This window comes from Aminobacter sp. MET-1 (assembly GCF_026521175.1).
GTDB lineage: Bacteria > Pseudomonadota > Alphaproteobacteria > Rhizobiales > Rhizobiaceae > Aminobacter.
Window position 1 is genome coordinate 170,694 of sequence record NZ_JAMSHL010000002.1, and the last position, 17,280, is coordinate 187,973.

General features: G+C 63.9%; 17 protein-coding genes. 6 read left to right on the forward strand and 11 right to left on the reverse strand.

Annotated features, from left to right (window positions below):
- The first annotated feature begins 56 nt into the window (after nt 1-56).
- Both NDO48_RS03450 and NDO48_RS03455 read left to right on the forward strand, forming a co-directional pair.
- Entirely contained in the window at nt 57-263 is a 207-nt protein-coding gene (locus NDO48_RS03450) for a hypothetical protein (RefSeq protein WP_018427512.1), read from the forward strand.
- A gap of 139 nt (nt 264-402) precedes the next feature.
- On the forward strand, nt 403-801 hold the full coding sequence (locus tag NDO48_RS03455; protein ID WP_040456124.1) for a GFA family protein: 399 nt from the start codon (nt 403-405) through the stop codon (nt 799-801).
- Nucleotides 802-855: 54 nt separating this feature from the next.
- Here the strand turns inward: NDO48_RS03455 and NDO48_RS03460 are convergent, their stop codons facing one another.
- Entirely contained in the window at nt 856-1,647 is a 792-nt protein-coding gene (locus tag NDO48_RS03460; RefSeq protein ID WP_018427514.1) for a DeoR/GlpR family DNA-binding transcription regulator, read from the reverse strand.
- A 253-nt stretch (nt 1,648-1,900) separates the two neighbouring features.
- Here NDO48_RS03460 and NDO48_RS03465 point away from each other — a divergent pair, with 253 nt between their 5' ends.
- Nucleotides 1,901-5,200, forward strand: coding sequence for an autotransporter domain-containing protein (locus tag NDO48_RS03465; RefSeq protein WP_267320853.1), 3,300 nt, complete (start codon nt 1,901-1,903; stop codon nt 5,198-5,200).
- Nucleotides 5,201-5,307: 107 nt separating this feature from the next.
- Here NDO48_RS03465 and NDO48_RS03470 read toward each other — a convergent pair whose 3' ends face one another.
- On the reverse strand, nt 5,308-5,745 hold the full coding sequence (locus NDO48_RS03470) for an NlpC/P60 family protein (RefSeq protein ID WP_018427516.1): 438 nt from the start codon (nt 5,743-5,745) through the stop codon (nt 5,308-5,310).
- A gap of 331 nt (nt 5,746-6,076) precedes the next feature.
- Here NDO48_RS03470 and NDO48_RS03475 point away from each other — a divergent pair, with 331 nt between their 5' ends.
- Complete coding sequence (locus NDO48_RS03475; RefSeq protein WP_267320854.1) at nt 6,077-6,565, forward strand: GNAT family N-acetyltransferase; 489 nt, start codon at nt 6,077-6,079, stop codon at nt 6,563-6,565.
- 24 nt (nt 6,566-6,589) lie between these two features.
- On the opposite strand, the gene NDO48_RS03480 is transcribed toward NDO48_RS03475, so the two are convergent.
- Nucleotides 6,590-7,189 (reverse strand): hypothetical protein, encoded by a 600-nt coding sequence (locus NDO48_RS03480; RefSeq protein WP_267320855.1) that lies wholly within the window; start codon nt 7,187-7,189, stop codon nt 6,590-6,592.
- A gap of 128 nt (nt 7,190-7,317) precedes the next feature.
- On the opposite strand from NDO48_RS03480, the gene NDO48_RS03485 reads away from it, so the two are divergent.
- On the forward strand, nt 7,318-8,730 hold the full coding sequence (locus NDO48_RS03485; RefSeq protein WP_416377176.1) for an NfeD family protein: 1,413 nt from the start codon (nt 7,318-7,320) through the stop codon (nt 8,728-8,730).
- Nucleotides 8,727-9,497 carry a slipin family protein gene (locus NDO48_RS03490; protein WP_018427520.1) on the forward strand — a complete coding sequence of 257 codons (771 nt, stop codon included), beginning with the start codon at nt 8,727-8,729 and terminating at the stop codon, nt 9,495-9,497. Before NDO48_RS03485 ends, NDO48_RS03490 begins: the two co-directional genes overlap by 4 nt.
- Here NDO48_RS03490 and NDO48_RS03495 read toward each other — a convergent pair whose 3' ends face one another.
- The 8 genes from NDO48_RS03495 to NDO48_RS03530 form a co-directional block, all read right to left on the reverse strand.
- Entirely contained in the window at nt 9,498-10,559 is a 1,062-nt protein-coding gene (locus NDO48_RS03495) for an ABC transporter ATP-binding protein (RefSeq protein WP_267320856.1), read from the reverse strand.
- Nucleotides 10,560-10,632: 73 nt separating this feature from the next.
- Entirely contained in the window at nt 10,633-11,454 is an 822-nt protein-coding gene (locus tag NDO48_RS03500; RefSeq protein WP_018427522.1) for a carbohydrate ABC transporter permease, read from the reverse strand.
- Complete coding sequence (locus NDO48_RS03505) at nt 11,454-12,338, reverse strand: carbohydrate ABC transporter permease (protein ID WP_018427523.1); 885 nt, start codon at nt 12,336-12,338, stop codon at nt 11,454-11,456. The genes NDO48_RS03500 and NDO48_RS03505 overlap by 1 nt, the downstream gene beginning before the upstream one ends.
- A 241-nt stretch (nt 12,339-12,579) precedes the next feature.
- A complete protein-coding gene (locus NDO48_RS03510) occupies nt 12,580-13,908 on the reverse strand; it encodes an extracellular solute-binding protein (protein WP_267320857.1) in 1,329 nt (442 codons plus the stop codon).
- Nucleotides 13,909-13,927: 19 nt separating this feature from the next.
- Entirely contained in the window at nt 13,928-14,776 is an 849-nt protein-coding gene (locus NDO48_RS03515; RefSeq protein ID WP_267320858.1) for an ROK family protein, read from the reverse strand.
- Between the two features lie 5 nt (nt 14,777-14,781).
- Nucleotides 14,782-15,468, reverse strand: coding sequence for an N-acetylmannosamine-6-phosphate 2-epimerase (locus tag NDO48_RS03520; RefSeq protein WP_267320859.1), 687 nt, complete (start codon nt 15,466-15,468; stop codon nt 14,782-14,784).
- A gap of 69 nt (nt 15,469-15,537) precedes the next feature.
- Nucleotides 15,538-16,284 carry a GntR family transcriptional regulator gene (locus NDO48_RS03525; protein ID WP_267320860.1) on the reverse strand — a complete coding sequence of 249 codons (747 nt, stop codon included), beginning with the start codon at nt 16,282-16,284 and terminating at the stop codon, nt 15,538-15,540.
- Nucleotides 16,285-16,375: 91 nt separating this feature from the next.
- On the reverse strand, nt 16,376-17,263 hold the full coding sequence (locus NDO48_RS03530; RefSeq protein WP_267320861.1) for a LysR family transcriptional regulator: 888 nt from the start codon (nt 17,261-17,263) through the stop codon (nt 16,376-16,378).
- Nucleotides 17,264-17,280 lie beyond the last annotated feature (17 nt).

A 17,280-nucleotide genomic window follows, 5' to 3' on the forward strand; every position in this document is an offset into this window, starting at 1 on the left:
TGTCACGCTTCGTGATTAGAGTGGTTGGGTAACAAGGGTCACGAACGGAGGCGACCATGGCCGAACAGCCTGAGCTGACGCTGGAAGATTTGCTGCGTGAACCGATTATCCTGAAGCTGATGGAGCGTGACGGATATCGTCCCGACGACATCCGCACCTTGGCGCGGCAGGCGGTAGCCCGCGGCGTCCAGTGGGAAAGCCGCCGGCGGCTGCCGTCACGGCCCGGTGGGCCGTGCTGCAACGGCTGGACGTCCCACATCTAGGGGCTTCTGCCCATTTCCCGACAACAAGGCGACGACTGGTTTCGCCATAGCTGCATGACGTTTCGGCTCGACAGGCGATGTCGCTGCCCCTATTCCCTGAACCGCGCGCAGATGTGCGCGGTTCAGCAAGGGTAGTGCGATGGCTCAGCGATACGAAGGCGGATGCATGTGCGGCGCGGTGCGTTACGTCGCCGAGGGCGTACCCGTCAACGAGCGCATCTGCCATTGCCGCAGCTGCCAGAAGGCGGTGGGTGCCGCCTTCAACGCGCGGCTGATGTTCCGCGCCGAACAGGTGTCGATGACCGGGCCGGTGAAGATCGCGTTTTCGTCGCCGGCGGTGAAGCGCGGCTTCTGCGCCGACTGCGGTACCACGGTTCTGTCCGGACGTGACGCGGCCGGTATTCTCGCCGTCACCTCCGGTTCGCTCGACGATCCCAAACAATTCCACCCGACCATGCATATCTGGGTCTCGTCGAAGCAGCCCTGGCTGAAGCTGGACGACGGCCTGCCGCAATTCGAGGAAGCCGCGCCGGCCTGAGCGATCAGGCCAGAAACGCCTCGAAGCGCGGGCGTTCGAGCAGACTGGCCTGCCTCAGGCGACGATGTCGATGCCGCTGTCGCGCAGGCGCTGGAGCAAGGGTTCGCCTGGCAGTTCGTCGGTGACGATTGTGTGGATGTCGCTGAGTGAGGCGAGGCGGACGAGCGCGCGGCGGCCGAATTTGGAACTGTCGACGGCGAGGATGACCCGGCCCGACTGGCGCATGGCGGCGGAGACGGCGGCTACCTCGGCGTGATCGTCGTCGCCGATGTCGCCCTCATTGTCGACGCCGCTGACCGAGATGACGGCGATGTCGAATTTGAAGCGCCTGATGTAGTCGGCCGTCTCCTCGCGGAAGACGCCGCCATCGACCTGGCGGACGAAGCCGCCGGGCACGGCGATGGCGAAGTCGGTGCTTTCGCTGAGCGTGGTGGCGACGCGCAGGCTGTAGGTGACGACGCGCAGGTCGCGATGGCGGACGAGCGCGCGGGCTACGGCCTCACAGGTGGTGCCGGTGTCGATGAACACGGCAGCCCCGTCGGGGATCAGGTCTGCGGCGAGGCGGCCGATCTTTTCCTTCTGTGCGGCATTGTCGACGCGGCGCTGGCGCAGCACCGACGGCTCGACTGGCGTCGAGATGGTGGCCCCGCCGTGCAGGCGGCGCACCTTGCCCTGTTCCTCCAACGCCATGATGTCGCGCCGGGCTGTCTGCGTGGTCACGCCATAGAGCGTGGTGATTTCCTCGATCGATACATAGTGGTTGTGCTCGAGATAGCTGAGCAGATGCGCTTGCCGGCTCGACTTCTTGTTGTCGTTTGTCATGTCGAGCCTGTCGATCGATGTCATGCCGGCTGCGTTTCCCTCAATCCTTGCTAGCAAATTCAACCGGCCGTTTCACCCTGCCTCGGGGCAATCCCCGGTGGATGGCAACAAACGGACGAAGAGTGAGCGGTTGTCACCATTGATGTTGCAAAACTGACATCGAAGCTCATTAATGTCCGTTTTCGTACATTTCTGGTGACCGCAACATGTCATTCGCACGGCTGCCCTGGCAGTTTCGTGACAGTTGCTGTCGCATCGCAAACATAGGAGCTTCGCGATGACGACCTTCGATGGCCGCACCCCCAACGTGCCGGCCAAGACCGCCCGCAAACCGCAGGATAGAGCGCGCAACATCGCTGCAGGCCTGCTGTGCGGCACTGCCCTGGCGCTTCAGGCGGTTTCGGCCCAGGCGGCCGAGGATTCGCTGAGGATCCTGACGCTCAACACCTGGCTCGATCGCTTCAAGCCGACGCCGGCAACGGCGGGCGAGTTCTTCATCAAGGGCAATTACGACATCCTGACCTTCCAGGAATTCCGTGCCAACAGCACCTACGCCCGCGACCTGCCGGGCGTGATGCAGGCCGCCGGGCTCGGCACTTACGGCACGCGCCAGGACAATGACGTCGGCGTGTTTTCGCGCCTGCCGGGCACGTATGGTGCCTTCACCACAGGTGCCATTGCCACCTACACGAAGGTCGACGGCACGGCAAAGCGGCCGCAGACCGTGGTCGGCACCACGCACCTCAATTATTACGACGAATCGACCAACCGCATTGTCCAGGCGAGGGCGCTGAACAGCTGGGCCAAGTCGCAGGCGGGGCCTGTCATCCTGACCGGCGACTTCAACGCCGGCGACGTGTCCGAGCGCGGCCTGCACTCGATCAGCCAGCAGGAACTGTTGCTCAAGATCTACACCAGGGCCCCGACAAATGCGTTTTATCTCTCGCTGCTGAAGCAATACGCCAAGGATCAGACGCAGCTCGACGCCTTCATCGCCCAGTGGAAGGGCAAGACGGCAGCACAGATCGATGCGGCGACGGTGCCTGTAGGGCTGTTTGCCGACGAGCTGTATCCGGTGGCCGGCAATCTGCCGCAGACCATGAACATCCTGAAGAAGCAGTACCAGCTGCTGCAGCTGCCCTCCGAGCGCGAGCAGTTCACGCCGCACGGGCTGAACGACGGCTCTGTGACCTGGCCGTCGCATGGCGAGGACGCGACCAACACCTGGGGCAGCTGGCACCGCGTCAAGATCGACCATTTCCTGGTCTCGCGGCCCTTCGGCAAGTGGTGGCAGATCAACGACGACCCGAACGATCCCTATCTCGGCGTCGTCACTGACGTCAGCTACGTGACCAATCCCGATGGTTCGAAGACGCCGCTGTCGGATCACGAGCCGGTGGCGCACAATCTGCGCTGGGTCGGGCCTCAGCTCGAATCCTACGACGACAACGGCACGACAAAGACACGCGTCGTCTGGGGCAAGGGCGCCTCGACCTTCGCTGAAAAGGGCAGGGAGTTCGTCCTCTCGCGCAACAACATGCGCGACGACGTCTATCTCGGCCAGATTTCCGATGCCAACGGCATGCCGATCCTGGCTGGCCTGACAGATGCCGAGAAAAAGACGCTGCTCGACTGCAAGAGCACCGATGCGCGCTTCCAGCAGGCGATATCAGACTATTGCATCGACGATCACAGCTTCATCGGCGAACTGAAGGTCGCCGATGGCGGCACCGTTGTTGTCGAGGAAGACGCGGCCCTCGGCGGTGACCAGGCAAAGCTCAGGCTCGATGGCGGCAGCCTCAAGGTTGTCGGCACCGGCATGAACGTGCTCGGCCGCAATGTCGTGCTGGAGGCCGGCGGCGGCGCGCTCGACATTGCCGATGCCAACAACGTCGTCGGCATTGCCAGGGAGATCTCGGGCACCGGCAACCTGACCAAGGCCGGCCTTGGTGCTCTCGTTCTCGACGGCACGCACAGCTACACCGGCAGCACCATCGTCAAGGCGGGCGCGCTGGCTGTGAACGGCTCGATAGCCAGCTCTGCGCTGACCACTGTCGAAGCGGGCGCAGCACTCGGCGGCTCGGGCACGCTTGGCAATGTGGTTATCGCTTCGGGCGGTACGTTGAAGCCGGGCAATTCGATCGGCACGATCAACGTCACGGGCGACATCACCTTCGAGGCCGGCTCGAAATTCGAGGTCGAGGCCAACCACAAGGGCGAGAGCGACAAGGTCGCAGCGACGGGCAAGGCCATTCTCAAGGGCGGCTCGGTGCTGACGCTGGCTACAGGCAACAACTACGCGCCGCAGACGAGCTACAAGATCGTCACCGCCGGTGGCGGTGTCTCCGGCACCTTCGCCGACGTCAGTTCGAACCTCGCCTTCCTCGACCCGACGCTGGCCTATGGCGCCAACGACGTGACGCTGACGCTCAGCCGCAACGACATCTCTTTCGCCGAAGTCGGCGTAAACGGAAACCAGAAGGCGACCGCAGCAGCCCTCGAAAGCCTCGGCTTCGGCAACGCTGCCTACACCGCTGTCGCCAATCTTGACGAAGCCGGCGCGCAAGATGCGTTCCAGCAGCTGTCGGGTGAGGTGCACTCCTCGGCCAAGGGCATGATGATGCAGTTCGGCGGCGTCATGCTCGACGCGGCCACCAGCCGGATCGACCAGGCATTCGGCGAGGCGCCCGCGGTGAGCATGCCGGTCATGGCCTATGGCGACGACGGCCTGGAACTCGTGCCAGCGGACACCGACCGCTTTGCTCTGTGGACGCGGGCCTTTGGCTCATGGGGCGACAGCAAGGCGGATGCGAGCAATGTCGGTTTCGACCGCAGCACCGGCGGATTGCTTGTCGGTGGCGACGCACTGGTCGGCGACGCCTGGCGCGCGGGTGTCATTGCCGGCTACAGCCGCTCGTCCTTCAGCACCGCCAATGGAGGGTCGAGCGGCAGCAGCGACAACTACCATGTCGCCGTCAATGCCGGCACCCGCGCCGGGCCGTTCGGCCTGACCGTCGGGGCCGGCTACACCTGGCACCGCTTCGACACGCAGCGCAATGTCGCCTTCGGAGGCTTCACCGACGCATTGTCCGCCAACTACAGCGGCGGCACCGCGCAGGTGTTTGGCGAGGCGAGCTACAAGGTCGATGCGGGGCGCTTCGCGGTCGAGGGCTTCTCCAACCTGACCTATGTGAACTTGCGCACGAGCGCCTTCACAGAGACGGGTGGGGCGGCGGCACTGTCGAGTGCAGCATCGAGCAGCGACGTAACCTTCACCACGCTCGGCGTGCGCGGCTCGAACGACGTTTCGCTTGGGGCAACCGAGGCCATTGTCCACGGCACGCTGGGTTGGCGCCATGCCTTCGGCGAGGTCGCGCCTACGTCGTCCTTCGCCTTCGACGGCAGCGGGGACTTCGACATCTCCGGTGCCGCGATTGCCAGGGATGCGGCCGTTCTCGGCGCGGGTATCGACTTCGCCATCGCTCCGAAGACGAAGCTCGGCATCAGCTACACTGGACAGGTCAGCAGCAAGGCATCTGATCACGGCATCGACGCCAAGCTTGCGGTCAACTTCTGAGAACCGCGGCCCACCCGGCCGGTTTGCGCCGGCCGGGTGAGACCAAGAAGCTTCTGGCGTCGAACAAGGCATCCGCGGCCATGGGGCCACGGCCGCGGATGCTGAGTCTAGTCTACCCTGTGGCCTTCGAGGATACGCTCCACCGGCGCCCAGCCGATGTAACGCGGCTGGGTCCAGCCTTCGGCGGGTTCGAGGTTTTCGACCGCCAGCATGTCGTCGATGCGCACCTCGTCCCAGGCGTGAACGACGCGGCCGTCGCCGAGATGCAGTCCGACATGACCGTAATTGGCGTGCTCGTCGAACAACTCGCCCGACATGTCGTAGAAGACGAAGGCGCCGCGCGGCGGAATGCCCTGAGGCGTCCCGGTCACGCCGTACTCGTCGGCAGACTCCTTGGCGGAGTCCCCGCCGAACATCTCGATAGCGTTGGATTGCTCATAGGCATCCTCGACAAAGGCGAGGCAGCGGAAGCAGTAGCTGTCGTCTCCAAGCTGGGAGAGCGCCCAGGTGATGGCGTTATCGATGTAGTGGTCTGGAATTGTCACTGGATGGATGTCCTGTTGGAGAATGAGATGTGATGGTCGTGATCAAAGTCATTGCGATGCGCGCCATTTTGTTCTCCATGTCAGGTAATCTAATATAAGCGCAGGCGATATTGATATGAGGCTTATGTCACCATACGAGTTTACGTGTATGGCGGGCGGAGTGCTTACAGTTGTTCACGCCGAATGCGCAAGATGCCTACGCATGATTTTTGGTTGCTTGACGAATGGTGTTGTCAAAACTATCAGCGACCAGGGCGAATGCCCGATCGTTGGCGGACGAGACGAACCGTGCCGGCTTTGCCGGGTCAGAAAATCCACACTGGAAACTGCCATGACAGAACAGCCAACTTCGGCCTCCGAAGTCTCGTTGCGCCGCATCACCTCGCAGACGGTCTATGAAGTTTGCGAACTCAGCGAGACATTGACCGAAGCCCAGCGCAACAAGGTCGCCGACAACGGGACCTCGATTGCCGAGGCGCATTTTTCCGAGAATGCCTGGTTCCGCGCTGTCTATGCCGACGACACGCCTGTCGGTTTCGTGATGCTGCATATCGGCTCCGACTTCGACGTCATCGACTGCCCAGGTGCGTTCCTCTGGCGCTTCATGATTGCGGGGCCGTTTCAGCGCATGGGCTTCGGCGAGAAGGCGATCGCGCTCGTCGCCCGCGAGATGAAGGCGCGGGGCTTTGGCGAACTCTTCACCAGCTATGGCCTGGGCGAGGCGAGTCCGGAGGGCTTCTACAAGCGCCTCGGCTTCGTTGCGACCGGCGAGACCTATGACGATGAGGTCGAGGCCGTGCTGAAGTTCACGAACAGGTAGCTGCCGAACGGCGCGGGCCGTGCATCACGCGCGGCCCGCGCAGTCCAGATAGCCCAGCCTGCCGAGATGGCGGTCGATCGTCTCCAATTGCCGGGCGAAGGGAAGCGTCCCGTCGATCACGATATCGGCGGCTTCGACCAGGGCGCGATCATCGAAAAGCGCGTGGCCGTCGCCGGCGTAGAAGCGCAACTCGTCCATTAGGTCCTCAAGTGAAAGCTCCTCCGCGGCGTCATAGTCGCGGATCAGCCGGCGGCACAGGGCGATGTCCTTGGGCAGGCCGATATGCACCGCGAGGTCGATCATGCCAGCGGTTTGCCCATGGAGCCGGCCGAGCGGGGCATCGAAGAACACCAGCGCGGTGGGCTGCACCCGCTCGCCAGTGATCGGATGAATTGTGGCCTCGCTCATCTTCAAGCCTCGAAGCATTCCGGCGAGTTCGGCGTAGTTCCACTCGCTGTAGTCGCGTCCGCCCTGGAACCAATCGAGATAGTCGTCGGGATGTACTGAAATCCCGTCGAAATCGTCCCAGCTGAGGTGGCTGGCATGGTGGCGGGTTGCCAAGGCCCGTGTCAGCGTCGTCTTGCCGGCGCCTGAAATGCCTGAAATTGCGATGATCCTGGACATGCCGGATGTATCCCGGATCAGGCTGACGGCAACATTGCGGAAAGCTTGGGACGCCTTTGCCGAAGCAATCTACATATTGGACTTCGCCCAAATCGTTCCCATATCTTCGTATGAGGAGCTTTTTGAGCGTGAAACGCGCTGGTTTGGCCCTTTTTGCCGCGGCAGTGCTTGCCGCCGTGGCCGTCGTTCCCTCGACAGTGATGAGCGAAGGAAGCGGCCGCAATCCGTTAGCGTTGACCATCGATATCGACGGTGCCATCGGCCCGGCCAGCGCCCGGCAGCTCAAGGAAGGGCTGGCGACCGCAGCTGAGCGCAACGCCGAAGTCGTTATCCTCGAGCTGAACACGCCCGGCGGGCTGGTCACCTCGATGCGCGAGATGATCGCCGACATCCTGGCTTCGCCCACTCCCGTCATCGGTTATGTCTCCCCCGCTGGTGGGCATGCGGCGAGCGCGGGCACCTACATCCTATACGCAACCCATCTGGCGGCGATGACGCCGGGCACCAACATCGGCGCGGCAACGCCAATTGAGATCGGCGGATTGCCGTCGCTGCCGGGCGGCGGCAACAACAACGACAGTAAGGATCAGAAGGGTGCCGCCCCGGGCGAGCCGGCGGGCGATCCGATGATGGCCAAGGTCACCAATGATGCCGTGGCGCTGATCCGCAGCCTTGCCGAGTTGCGCGGGCGCAATGCCGAGTGGGGCGAAAAGGCCGTGCGCGAGGCGGCCACTCTCACGGCCAATGCAGCGCTTGAGCAGCACGTCATCGAGATTGTCGCCCACGACAAGGCCGAGCTGTTGCGTCTTGCCGATGGCCGCATAGTCGATGTCGCCGGCCGCAAGGAAGTGCTGGCGACTAGGAATATCCAGGAAGAGACGGTGAGGCCGGGCTGGCTTATCCAGCTGCTTCAGGTCATCACCGATCCCAACGTTGCCATCATCCTGATGCTGGTCGGCGTCTATGGCCTCGTCTTCGAATTTTCGAGCCCTGGCATGGTGGCGCCTGGCGTGGTCGGCACCATCTGCCTGCTGCTCGGGCTCTATGCCCTCAACTTCCTGCCTATCAACTATGCCGGGCTGGCGCTGATGCTGCTTGGCATCGCATTCCTTATCATGGAGGCGCTGAACCCGACGGTCGTGCTGGGCTTGGGCGGCGCGGCGGCCTTCCTTCTGGGAGCGGCGATGCTGCTCAGGGTCGAGGCGCCGGGTTTTGCCCTGTCATGGGCTGTGGTGGGAACGGCGGCCGCGTTGTCGTTGGGGCTGGCGCTGCTGGCAGGCAGCTACCTGCTTGCCGTACGCAAGAGGCCGTCGCCAGTTGGTGCCCAGGCGATGCGGGGCCTGCCGGCGAAAGTGGTCGACTGGCAGGCATGCGAGGGCCACGTGATGGCCCAGGGCGAACGTTGGCGCGCGCGCTCGGACGAGGCCTTTGTGCCGGGCGAAGGCGTCGAGGTCACAGGCATCAAGGGGCTCGTGCTGTCGGTGCGGCGCTTACAATCCCAGAGCCCAGCCCGGGATCCAGGCAATGGAGAACAATCATGATCATCGGCTATGTGACCTACCTGCTCCTCGCGCTGGCCGTGATCATGTTCCTGAGCGCGGCCATCAAGATCTTGCGCGAGTATGAGCGCGGCGTGATCTTTTCGCTGGGCCGCTTCACCGGGGTGAAGGGACCGGGTCTGATCCTGCTGATACCGTTCGTCCAGCAGATCGTGCGCGTCGACCTGCGCGTCGTGGTGCAGGACGTGCCGCCGCAGGACGTGATTTCGCGCGACAATGTCTCGGTGAAGGTCAATGCGGTGCTCTACTTCCGCATCGTCGATCCTGAGCGCGCGATCATCAGGGTCGAGGACTACATGGCAGCCACGAGCCAGCTGGCGCAGACCACGGTGCGTTCGGTGCTCGGCAAGCACGAACTCGACGAGATGCTGGCCGAGCGCGACAAGCTCAATGCCGCCATCCAGGAAATCCTCGACCAGCAGACGGACGCCTGGGGTATCAAGGTGACCAATGTCGAGATTAAGCATGTCGATCTCAACGAGAGCATGGTGCGGGCGATAGCCAAGCAGGCCGAGGCTGAGCGGCTGCGGCGCGCCAAGGTGATCAATGCCGACGGCGAACAGCAGGCGGCGCAGAAGCTGGTCGAGGCCGGCCGCATGCTGGCAGCCGAGCCGCAGGCGATGCAACTGCGCTATTTCGAGGCGCTGCACGATATCTCGGGCGAGCGCTCGTCGACGGTGGTGTTCCCGCTGCCAATCGACCTGCTTGCTCTGTTCAACAAGCAGGGCGGCAACTCCGGCAGCAAGTAGTCAGGCAGCGCGGGCGATTGCCGAGCCATCGGCGCCGAACAGCGACACCCTGTTGCCGTCGATGGCAATGCCGACCGTTTCGCCGATGCGCACCTTGGTATCGGCGGGCGCGTTGACGTTGATCAGGCCGAGCCGATCGTTGCGGACGAAAACGCTGGTGTTGCCGCCGAGATATTCGGCGACCTCGACCGTGCCGCGGCAATTGCCGTTGTCGGGTGCGACCAGCGTCAGATGCTCGGGGCGGGCGCCGAGTTGGGTCGGCGCTCCGGAGAAGGCGAGGGATAGCGCACCCTGTCCGGAAAGATCGAGCTCGCCGTCGCCCGACGGCGCGCAAGCGAGCACGTTCATCTTGGGGCTGCCGATGAACTGGGCGACGAACAGATTGGCGGGGCGCTCGTAGAGCTCGTGCGGACTGCCGTGCTGCATGACGCGCCCCTCCTTGAGCACGACGATGCGGTCGGCGAGCGTCATCGCCTCGACCTGGTCGTGGGTAACGTAGATCATGGTGGCGCCGAGCGCACGGTGCAGCTTGGCGATCTCCAGCCGCATGTCGACGCGCAACGCGGCATCGAGGTTGGACAGCGGTTCGTCGAACAGGAAGGCGACGGGCTGCCGCACGATGGCACGGCCGATTGCGACGCGCTGGCGCTGGCCGCCCGAGAGCTGGCGCGGGTAGCGATCGAGCAGATGGGTGAGCTTCAGCGTGTCGGCGGCCTGGTCGACCTTGGCCTTGATCGCATCCGGCGACAGTTTAGCCAGCTTGAGCCCGAAACCCATATTCTGTCGCACGGTCATATGCGGATAAAGCGCGTAGGACTGGAACACCATGGCGAGCTGGCGCTCGACCGGCGGCGCCTTGGTGACGTCGCGGCCGTCGATGAACAGGTGGCCGGAGGTGGTCTCCTCAAGGCCTGCGATCATGCGCAGCAGCGTGGACTTGCCGCAGCCGGACGGGCCGACGATGACGACGAACTCGCCGTCTGAAATGTCGAGGTCGAGATCCCTGATGATCTCGGTGCCGCCGTAACGCTTGCCGGCCTTCTGGAGCGAAATCGTACTCATAGAGTCCTCCGAACATTTTCTCGCTGCACATCGTACGTTCCGAAAGTCTTGGGATTTTCGGGTCGATGCGCGTTCAGCCCTTGACCGCGCCGGCCGTCATCGACCCGCTGATCTGGCGATACATGATGAGGCCAAGCAGCATCGGCGGCAGTGCGCCGACGATCATGACGGCCGAGGCAACGCCCCACTGCACGCCACCGCCGCTGGCGGCGAAGAAGAACGATGCGCCGACGGTGATCGGCACGGCCTTGGACGTGGTCAGCATCAGGCCGAACAGGAACTCGTTCCAGGCGGTGATGAAGCCGAAGATCAGGCTGGTGACGATCGCCGGACGGCAGAGCGGTGCGATGACTTTGGTCAGGATCTGGAAGCGCGTCGCGCCGTCCATCAGCGCCGCTTCATCCAGTTCGCCCGGCAGGTCGCGGATAGCGTTGACCAGGATGACCAGCGCCAGCGGCAGGTTGACGATGGTGAGGATCAGGCCGAGGCCAAGGCGCGTATCGAGCAGCGAAAGCCACTGGAACATCATGTAGAGCGGGATGGCGAAGATGATGAGCGGCACGGCGCGCAAATTGACGATGAACGGCAGAAGCGTGCGTTCGCCGAGCTTGCCGCGGGCGATTGCATAGGCCGCGGGCAGGGCAAGTGCCACGGCAAGCAGCGTGCCGAGGGCTGCGACCGCGACGCTGTTCATCAGATAGAGAAAAATGTTCAGCCGGTCGGAGACGGTGAAGACGGTGGCGTAGTTGTCGAGCGTCGGCGCATAGACCCAGAGGCCGGGATTGGTGGAGAGCTCGCGCGCGCTCTTGAACGAGGTCGAGAGCGTGACGAGGATCGGGAAATTCATCGCAAGTGCGGCGATGGCGAAGACGATCCAGCGGAGGGCGTTGATCATCAGCGGGCTCCCTTGCGGCGGGCGGCGAGCGCGTTGAGGCCGTAGAGCACGGCGAACGACACCACGAACAGAATGACGGAAGCCGCGACCGCCTTGCCGATGGCACCCTGCTTGAAGAAGGCTTCGTAGATGTAGATCGACAACGAAGCGGTGGAACCGCCCGGGCCGCTGCCGGTCAGGACGTAGACATTGTCGAAGACGCGGAAGCCGTCGATGAAGCGGATGAGCAGGGCGACCACGATTGTCGGCGCCATCAGCGGCAGCTCGATGTACCAGAGCCTGTGGCGGTAGCGCGCGCCATCCATGGCGGACGCCTCGACGATCTCCTTGGGGATGGCCTGGTAGGCCATGTAGAAGAGCAGGAAGGCGAACGGGGTCCACTGCAGCGTCTCGACCACGATCAATGTCCAGAAAGCCGATGCCGGGCCAAGAAACGAGAAGCTCGCGCCGAACCAGGTCCATAGATAATAGGGTACAGGGCCGACGAATTCGTGCAGCACGAGGCGGTACATCAGGCCGACGAGCGCCGGCGCCACCATCAGCGGCAGCATCAGGATCGCCATCAGCCAGCTGCGCTTTTCGATGAGCGGTGACAGGAAGATGGCGAGGAACAGGCCGAGCGCGCATTCGAGCAGGGCGGTCAGCAGGCCGAAGCGGAAGGAGAACCAGGTCGCCTGCCAGAACGAAGTGTCGTTCCAGACCGCCGCGAAATTGGCGAAGCCTGTTATCTCGGGGCTGCGCAGGGTCTCGAAGCTGACCTCGGACACCGAATAGACGAGGTTGACGATCGCCGGGAAGCCGAGGAAGACGAGCAGGAACAGCACCAGTGGCACTGCCAGCAGACGGAATTCGGACGAGGGGGCGCGTTGCGAAAGCGTTGTCATCAATCGATCTAAGGCTGGCTTTCCAATGGAAGCAATGGTGGCTGGCCGACCCGTGGGCGGAGTCGTCGTCAGGCGTCACAGCGTGACAGGTTCAGGACTCGGCACTTCGGACCCGCATGGGGCGGGAAATGGTGCCAGGATCGCCCCGTCGACATGCCCGAAGGACAAGGAGGCGCGGGGAGGTGCCGAATCCTGAACCTGTTGGAATGGCCGGTGGCGGCAGCCGCCACCGGCCAGACGTTTACTTGAGCAGGTCGGCCATGCCCTTTTCGGTGTTCTTGAGCGCGTCGTCGAGCGACTGCTGGCCTGACCAGTAGCCGGTGAACTCCTTGGCCTGGAGCTCATAGACCGAGAGCGCCTTGGCCGAGGTGCCGCCGTTCATGACGTAGCCGTATTTGCTGGCGAACTCGCCGAGCTTGACCAGGTCGGGACGGTCGGTGGCGACTTCCTTGACGACGTCAGGGGTGAGCGCCGGCGCACCGCTGTTCTTGGCATAGATCAGGGCTGCTTCCTTCGACGACAGCCACTTGATGAAGGCCTTGGCGCCATCCTTGTTCTCGGCGTTCTTGTTGAGGCCGAAGCCGAGGCCGTGGATGTGGGTGAAGCGGCCTTCCGGGCCGGCCGGCGGGGCGATGGTCTCGGTGACTTCGGCAACCGCAGGCGACTTGTCCTTCGAGGTCAGGTCGGAGGCCGCGGCATTCCACTGCATCATGGCCGCGACCTGACCCGAAGCGTAGGCAGCGTTGGCCTCGGCGAACTCGTAGGACAGCGAGTCGCGCGGGGTGGCACCGGCGTCATAGAGCAGCTTGTAGGTCTCGAGGCCCTTGCGATAGGCGTCGGAATTGACAGTCACCTTACCGCTCTCGTCCATCCAGTTGCCGCCATAGGAACGTGGCAGCGACTGGAACACCATCATGTTGAACAGCAGGTTCTTGAGCTGCAGGACGGTGCCATAGCGGGTCGGGCTGTCCGGGTTCACAGCCTGGGTGAAGTAGAGTGCGGTGGCCGCATAGTCGTCCCAGGTCCACTCGTCCGGGTTCTTCGGCTCGAGCTTCTTTCCGAGATGCTTCTCGGAGATTTCGGCGAACTTGGCCTTGGCCGCGTCGTCCTTGAGCAGTGCCTCGATCAGGTCCTTGCGGTAGTACATGAAGTGCAGCGACAGGTCGGTCGGTACGCCGAACTGCTTGCCTTCGTACTGCATGGTCGAGAGCACGGAATCGCCATAGACGGCCTTGGCTTCGTCCGATAGCTCGACCGGCTCCATGAACGGCGCATAGCGGCCGATGGAGTAGGTGGCGAGCAGGTTGACGTCGAAGGCCTTGGAGCCGGCGGCGAGGTCGGCCTGCAGCTTGTCCCAGAAACCGTCGCGGTTGAAGAACAAAAGCTCAACCTTGTTAGCGTCCGAGGTGTCAGACTTGGCGTTGTAGACGTCGGCTGCAGCGCGCAGTGCGGTTTCCTCGGGGCCGCCCGGCCAGCCGAGCACGGTTACCTTGGCGAAGGCGGGGCTCGCCATGAGGCTGGCGATCGCAGCGGCGATCAGGCCGCCCTTTCTGAGCGTCGAAAATGTCATGTGGTGTTCTCCCTCTAGGTCAGTTCTGACGTTTTGCTAGATCCGCGATGCCCACGACGCCGGCGCTCTCTCCGAGCGCTGCGGCGTGAAGCTGCGGGGTGAGCCGTGGCGGCAGGCTTCCCAGCGCCTGCCGGACGGATTCGAGATATCCAGGTGCCAGGCCGATGCCGCCGCCGATGACGATGCGGGAGGGGTCGAGCATGAGCTGGATATTGCGGCAAAGAAGGGCGGTCTGGCCCACCGATGCCTTGATGATGTCTTGCGCCCAGACGTGGCCTGTGGCGGCCGCCTCGAAGACCTCGCGCGCGGTCGCGCCGGCATGGTGCGGTGCTGCCTGTGTGGCAATCCAGTTGCCGGAGACGTGGTCTTCGAGCACGCCGGCGTTCTCGTCGAGGCTGCTCAACAGTCCGAAATGGCCAGCGAGCCCGCCGAGCAGGCGGCCGTTGACGACGATGCCGCCGCCGATGCCGGTGGAGATGGTGAGGAAGACGAGGTCCTGGCCCTGGCCGGCACCGCAGGAGAATTCGCCCCAGGCCGCGGCCTGCGCGTCGTTGGCGGCGAGCACCGCATCGGTGCCGGCAAGCCTGCCCACGGTCGCGACCAGCGGGAAACTGTCGGGGATGTCGAGTGTCTTGCGGTTGAGCGGTGACCAGAAACCGTCATCGATGATGCCGGAAACGGCGACACCAACCGTGTCGTAGCGGCCTTTCCAGCCCGAAATCGCAACGAACAGGGCCGTCAGCCACTCCTCTGGATCGCCGCTGCGCGGCGTCGGCATCTTGTGCGTTTCGACCACCTCGTCCCCGCGCACCAGAGCCGCAAGCATCTTGGTGCCGCCGATGTCGAGCGCGAGAACGGTGTCAGCCATGGCGATCAGGCTCCGCCCTTGGCCATGGTTTCGTCGAGCGCGGCACGGAACCACGAGGTCACATATTCGGGCCGCGTGATGGCCGAACCGACCACGACCATCGAAGCGCCCGAAGCCAGCGCCTGCTGCGCCTGGGCCGGGGTGCGGACATTGCCCTCGGCGATCACATGGGGCGTGAGCTTGCGCATCGCCGAGATCAGCGCGAAGTCGGGCTCGGTCGGCTCGACCGGGCCGGTGTAGCCGGCAAGCGTCGAGCCGACGACGTCGGCGCCTTCGGCCAGCGCCTGCTCTGCATCTGAAATGATCGAGCAATCGGCCATTGCGGCGCAGCCGTGGGAATGAATGCGCTCGATCAGTGCTTTGGTCGAAACCGGGCGGACGCGCTGGGTGGCGTCATAGGCGATGACATCGGCACCGGCAGCAGCGAGCGCGTCGACGTCTTCGAGCCAGGGTGTAATGCGGACGGGCGTATCGTCGAGGTCGCGTTTGATCAGGCCTATGATCGGCTTGTCTGTATCGGCGCGGACTGCTGCGACATACTCTGAGGACTCGATGCGCAGAGCGGCGGCGCCGCCGTCGATGGCTGCCAGCGCGAAGCCAACGACCATCTGGGCCTTGTCCATGGCGCCACCCTTCACGGGCTGGCAGGACACGATGAGGCCATTGTCGAGGGCTTTGAAGTCAAGCGGCACGCGGGCATCTCCTGTGATGCCCAGACGGTAGCAGTCTAAGACCAGATTGCAACAGGATTTGAACTGGTATTATCTCATCAATTCGATGACGAAGTCGTAGACGTCGCCACGGTATTTGGTTTGGGTGAATTCGACGATCTGGCCGTCGGCGAGAAAGCAGCGGCGTTCCATGACCAGCAGCGACGTGTCCTCGGGCGTGGCGAGAAGCTGGCGCTCCTCGTCGGTGGCGGGCTTGGCCTGCATGCGCTGCAAGGCACGCACCGGCAGGGCGCCGGTGGCCTCGAGATATTCGTAGAGTGATTCCTTTACCGCCTGCGGGTCAGGCACGAAACGTGCCGGCAGCGTGGCGATCTCGATGGCGATGGGCGTGTCGTCGGCGGTGCGCAGGCGGCGCAGACGCACGACCTTTTCGCTGCCGGAGATGCCCAATGCCATCATTTCTGCTGGCGAAGGGCGTGAAATTTCTCGGGAAATCCACACGCAGCCTGGCTCCAGCCCACGCGAGCGCATGTCCTCGGAGAAGCTGGTCATGGTCGCCAGCGACTTCTCCAGGCGCGACGACACCACAGTCTTGGCGCCTTGGCGGCGGTCGAGCAGTCCGTCGGAGACAAGGCCGTCGATGGCCTTGCGCACGGTGACGCGTGAGATGCCAAGCGCATCGCACAGGGTGCGCTCACTGGGGATGACGGCATTGCGCTTGAGCTGGGCTGTCGCGATGGCCTGCTTGATGGCGTCTTCCAGCCGTCGGTAGAGCGGTTCGCCACTTTCGCCGGAAAGCTGTCTTGCGAGGAAGTCGAGGATTGCCTGATCGCCCATCGGAGCCACCTGTGGAAAGTCGCCCCTTTTATGCAGAATTTTTTTCAGGTGTTAAACTGGTATTGTTCTTGTCGGGTCGATTTCGCTGAAATCAGCTGGCTTGGCCTGTCGTCAGGGCAAGGAATTCGCGCGCGGCGCGGGTGAGATAACGCTCCTTGTGGCGCAGCGAGAAGAAACGGCGCCGTGGCAGGGCGAAGGGGATGGAGACCAGCGAGCCAGCCTTGAGCGCGCCTTCGGCCACCAGTCGCGACATGACCGCGACGCCCGCTCCCGCCTCGACGGCCGAACGAACGGACTCGTTGGAGGGCAGTTCAAGCGCAATGTCGAGGCTGCCGGGGGTAACGCCGAGGCTGGACAATACGGCCTCGAAATTGGAGCGGGTGCCGGAACCGGGCTCGCGAAAAATCCAGCGGGCACCGCGCAGATCGCGGGCAGAGTTTGGCGGCTTTGCGATCCAGGGGTGGTCGAGGGCGGTGACGAGCAAAAGCTCATCCTCGCCGACCGGCTCGACGGCGAGCGCTGGGTCGTCGACGTCGCCTTCGACGAAGCCGAGGTCGGCCGAGCCGTCATGGATCATAGTCGCCACCGCCTCGGTGTTGGCGATGACCATGCCGAGCTCGATGCCCGGATAATCCCGGCGGAAACTGTGGGCGAGGCTGGGCAGCCAGTAGTTGGCGACCGTCTGGCTGCCGGCCAGCTTGAGCGAACCGCGCTTCAGGCCGGCGAGATCGGCGAGCACGATTTCGGCAGCCTCGGCCCGGGCAAGCACGGCGCGCGCCTCGGTAAGAAAAATGCGGCCGGCGTCGGTGAGCACGATGCGCCGCCCGACCCGGTCGAACAGCCGTGCCTGGTAGCGGTTCTCAAGCGCGGCGACGGCGGCGCTGGTGGCGGATTGCGTCAGGTTCAGCGCTTCGGCGGCCCGGGTGACATGCTCGCGCTCGGCAACCGCGACGAAGATCCTGAGCTGTTCGAGTGTCACGGCCGCCCCTTTGATGC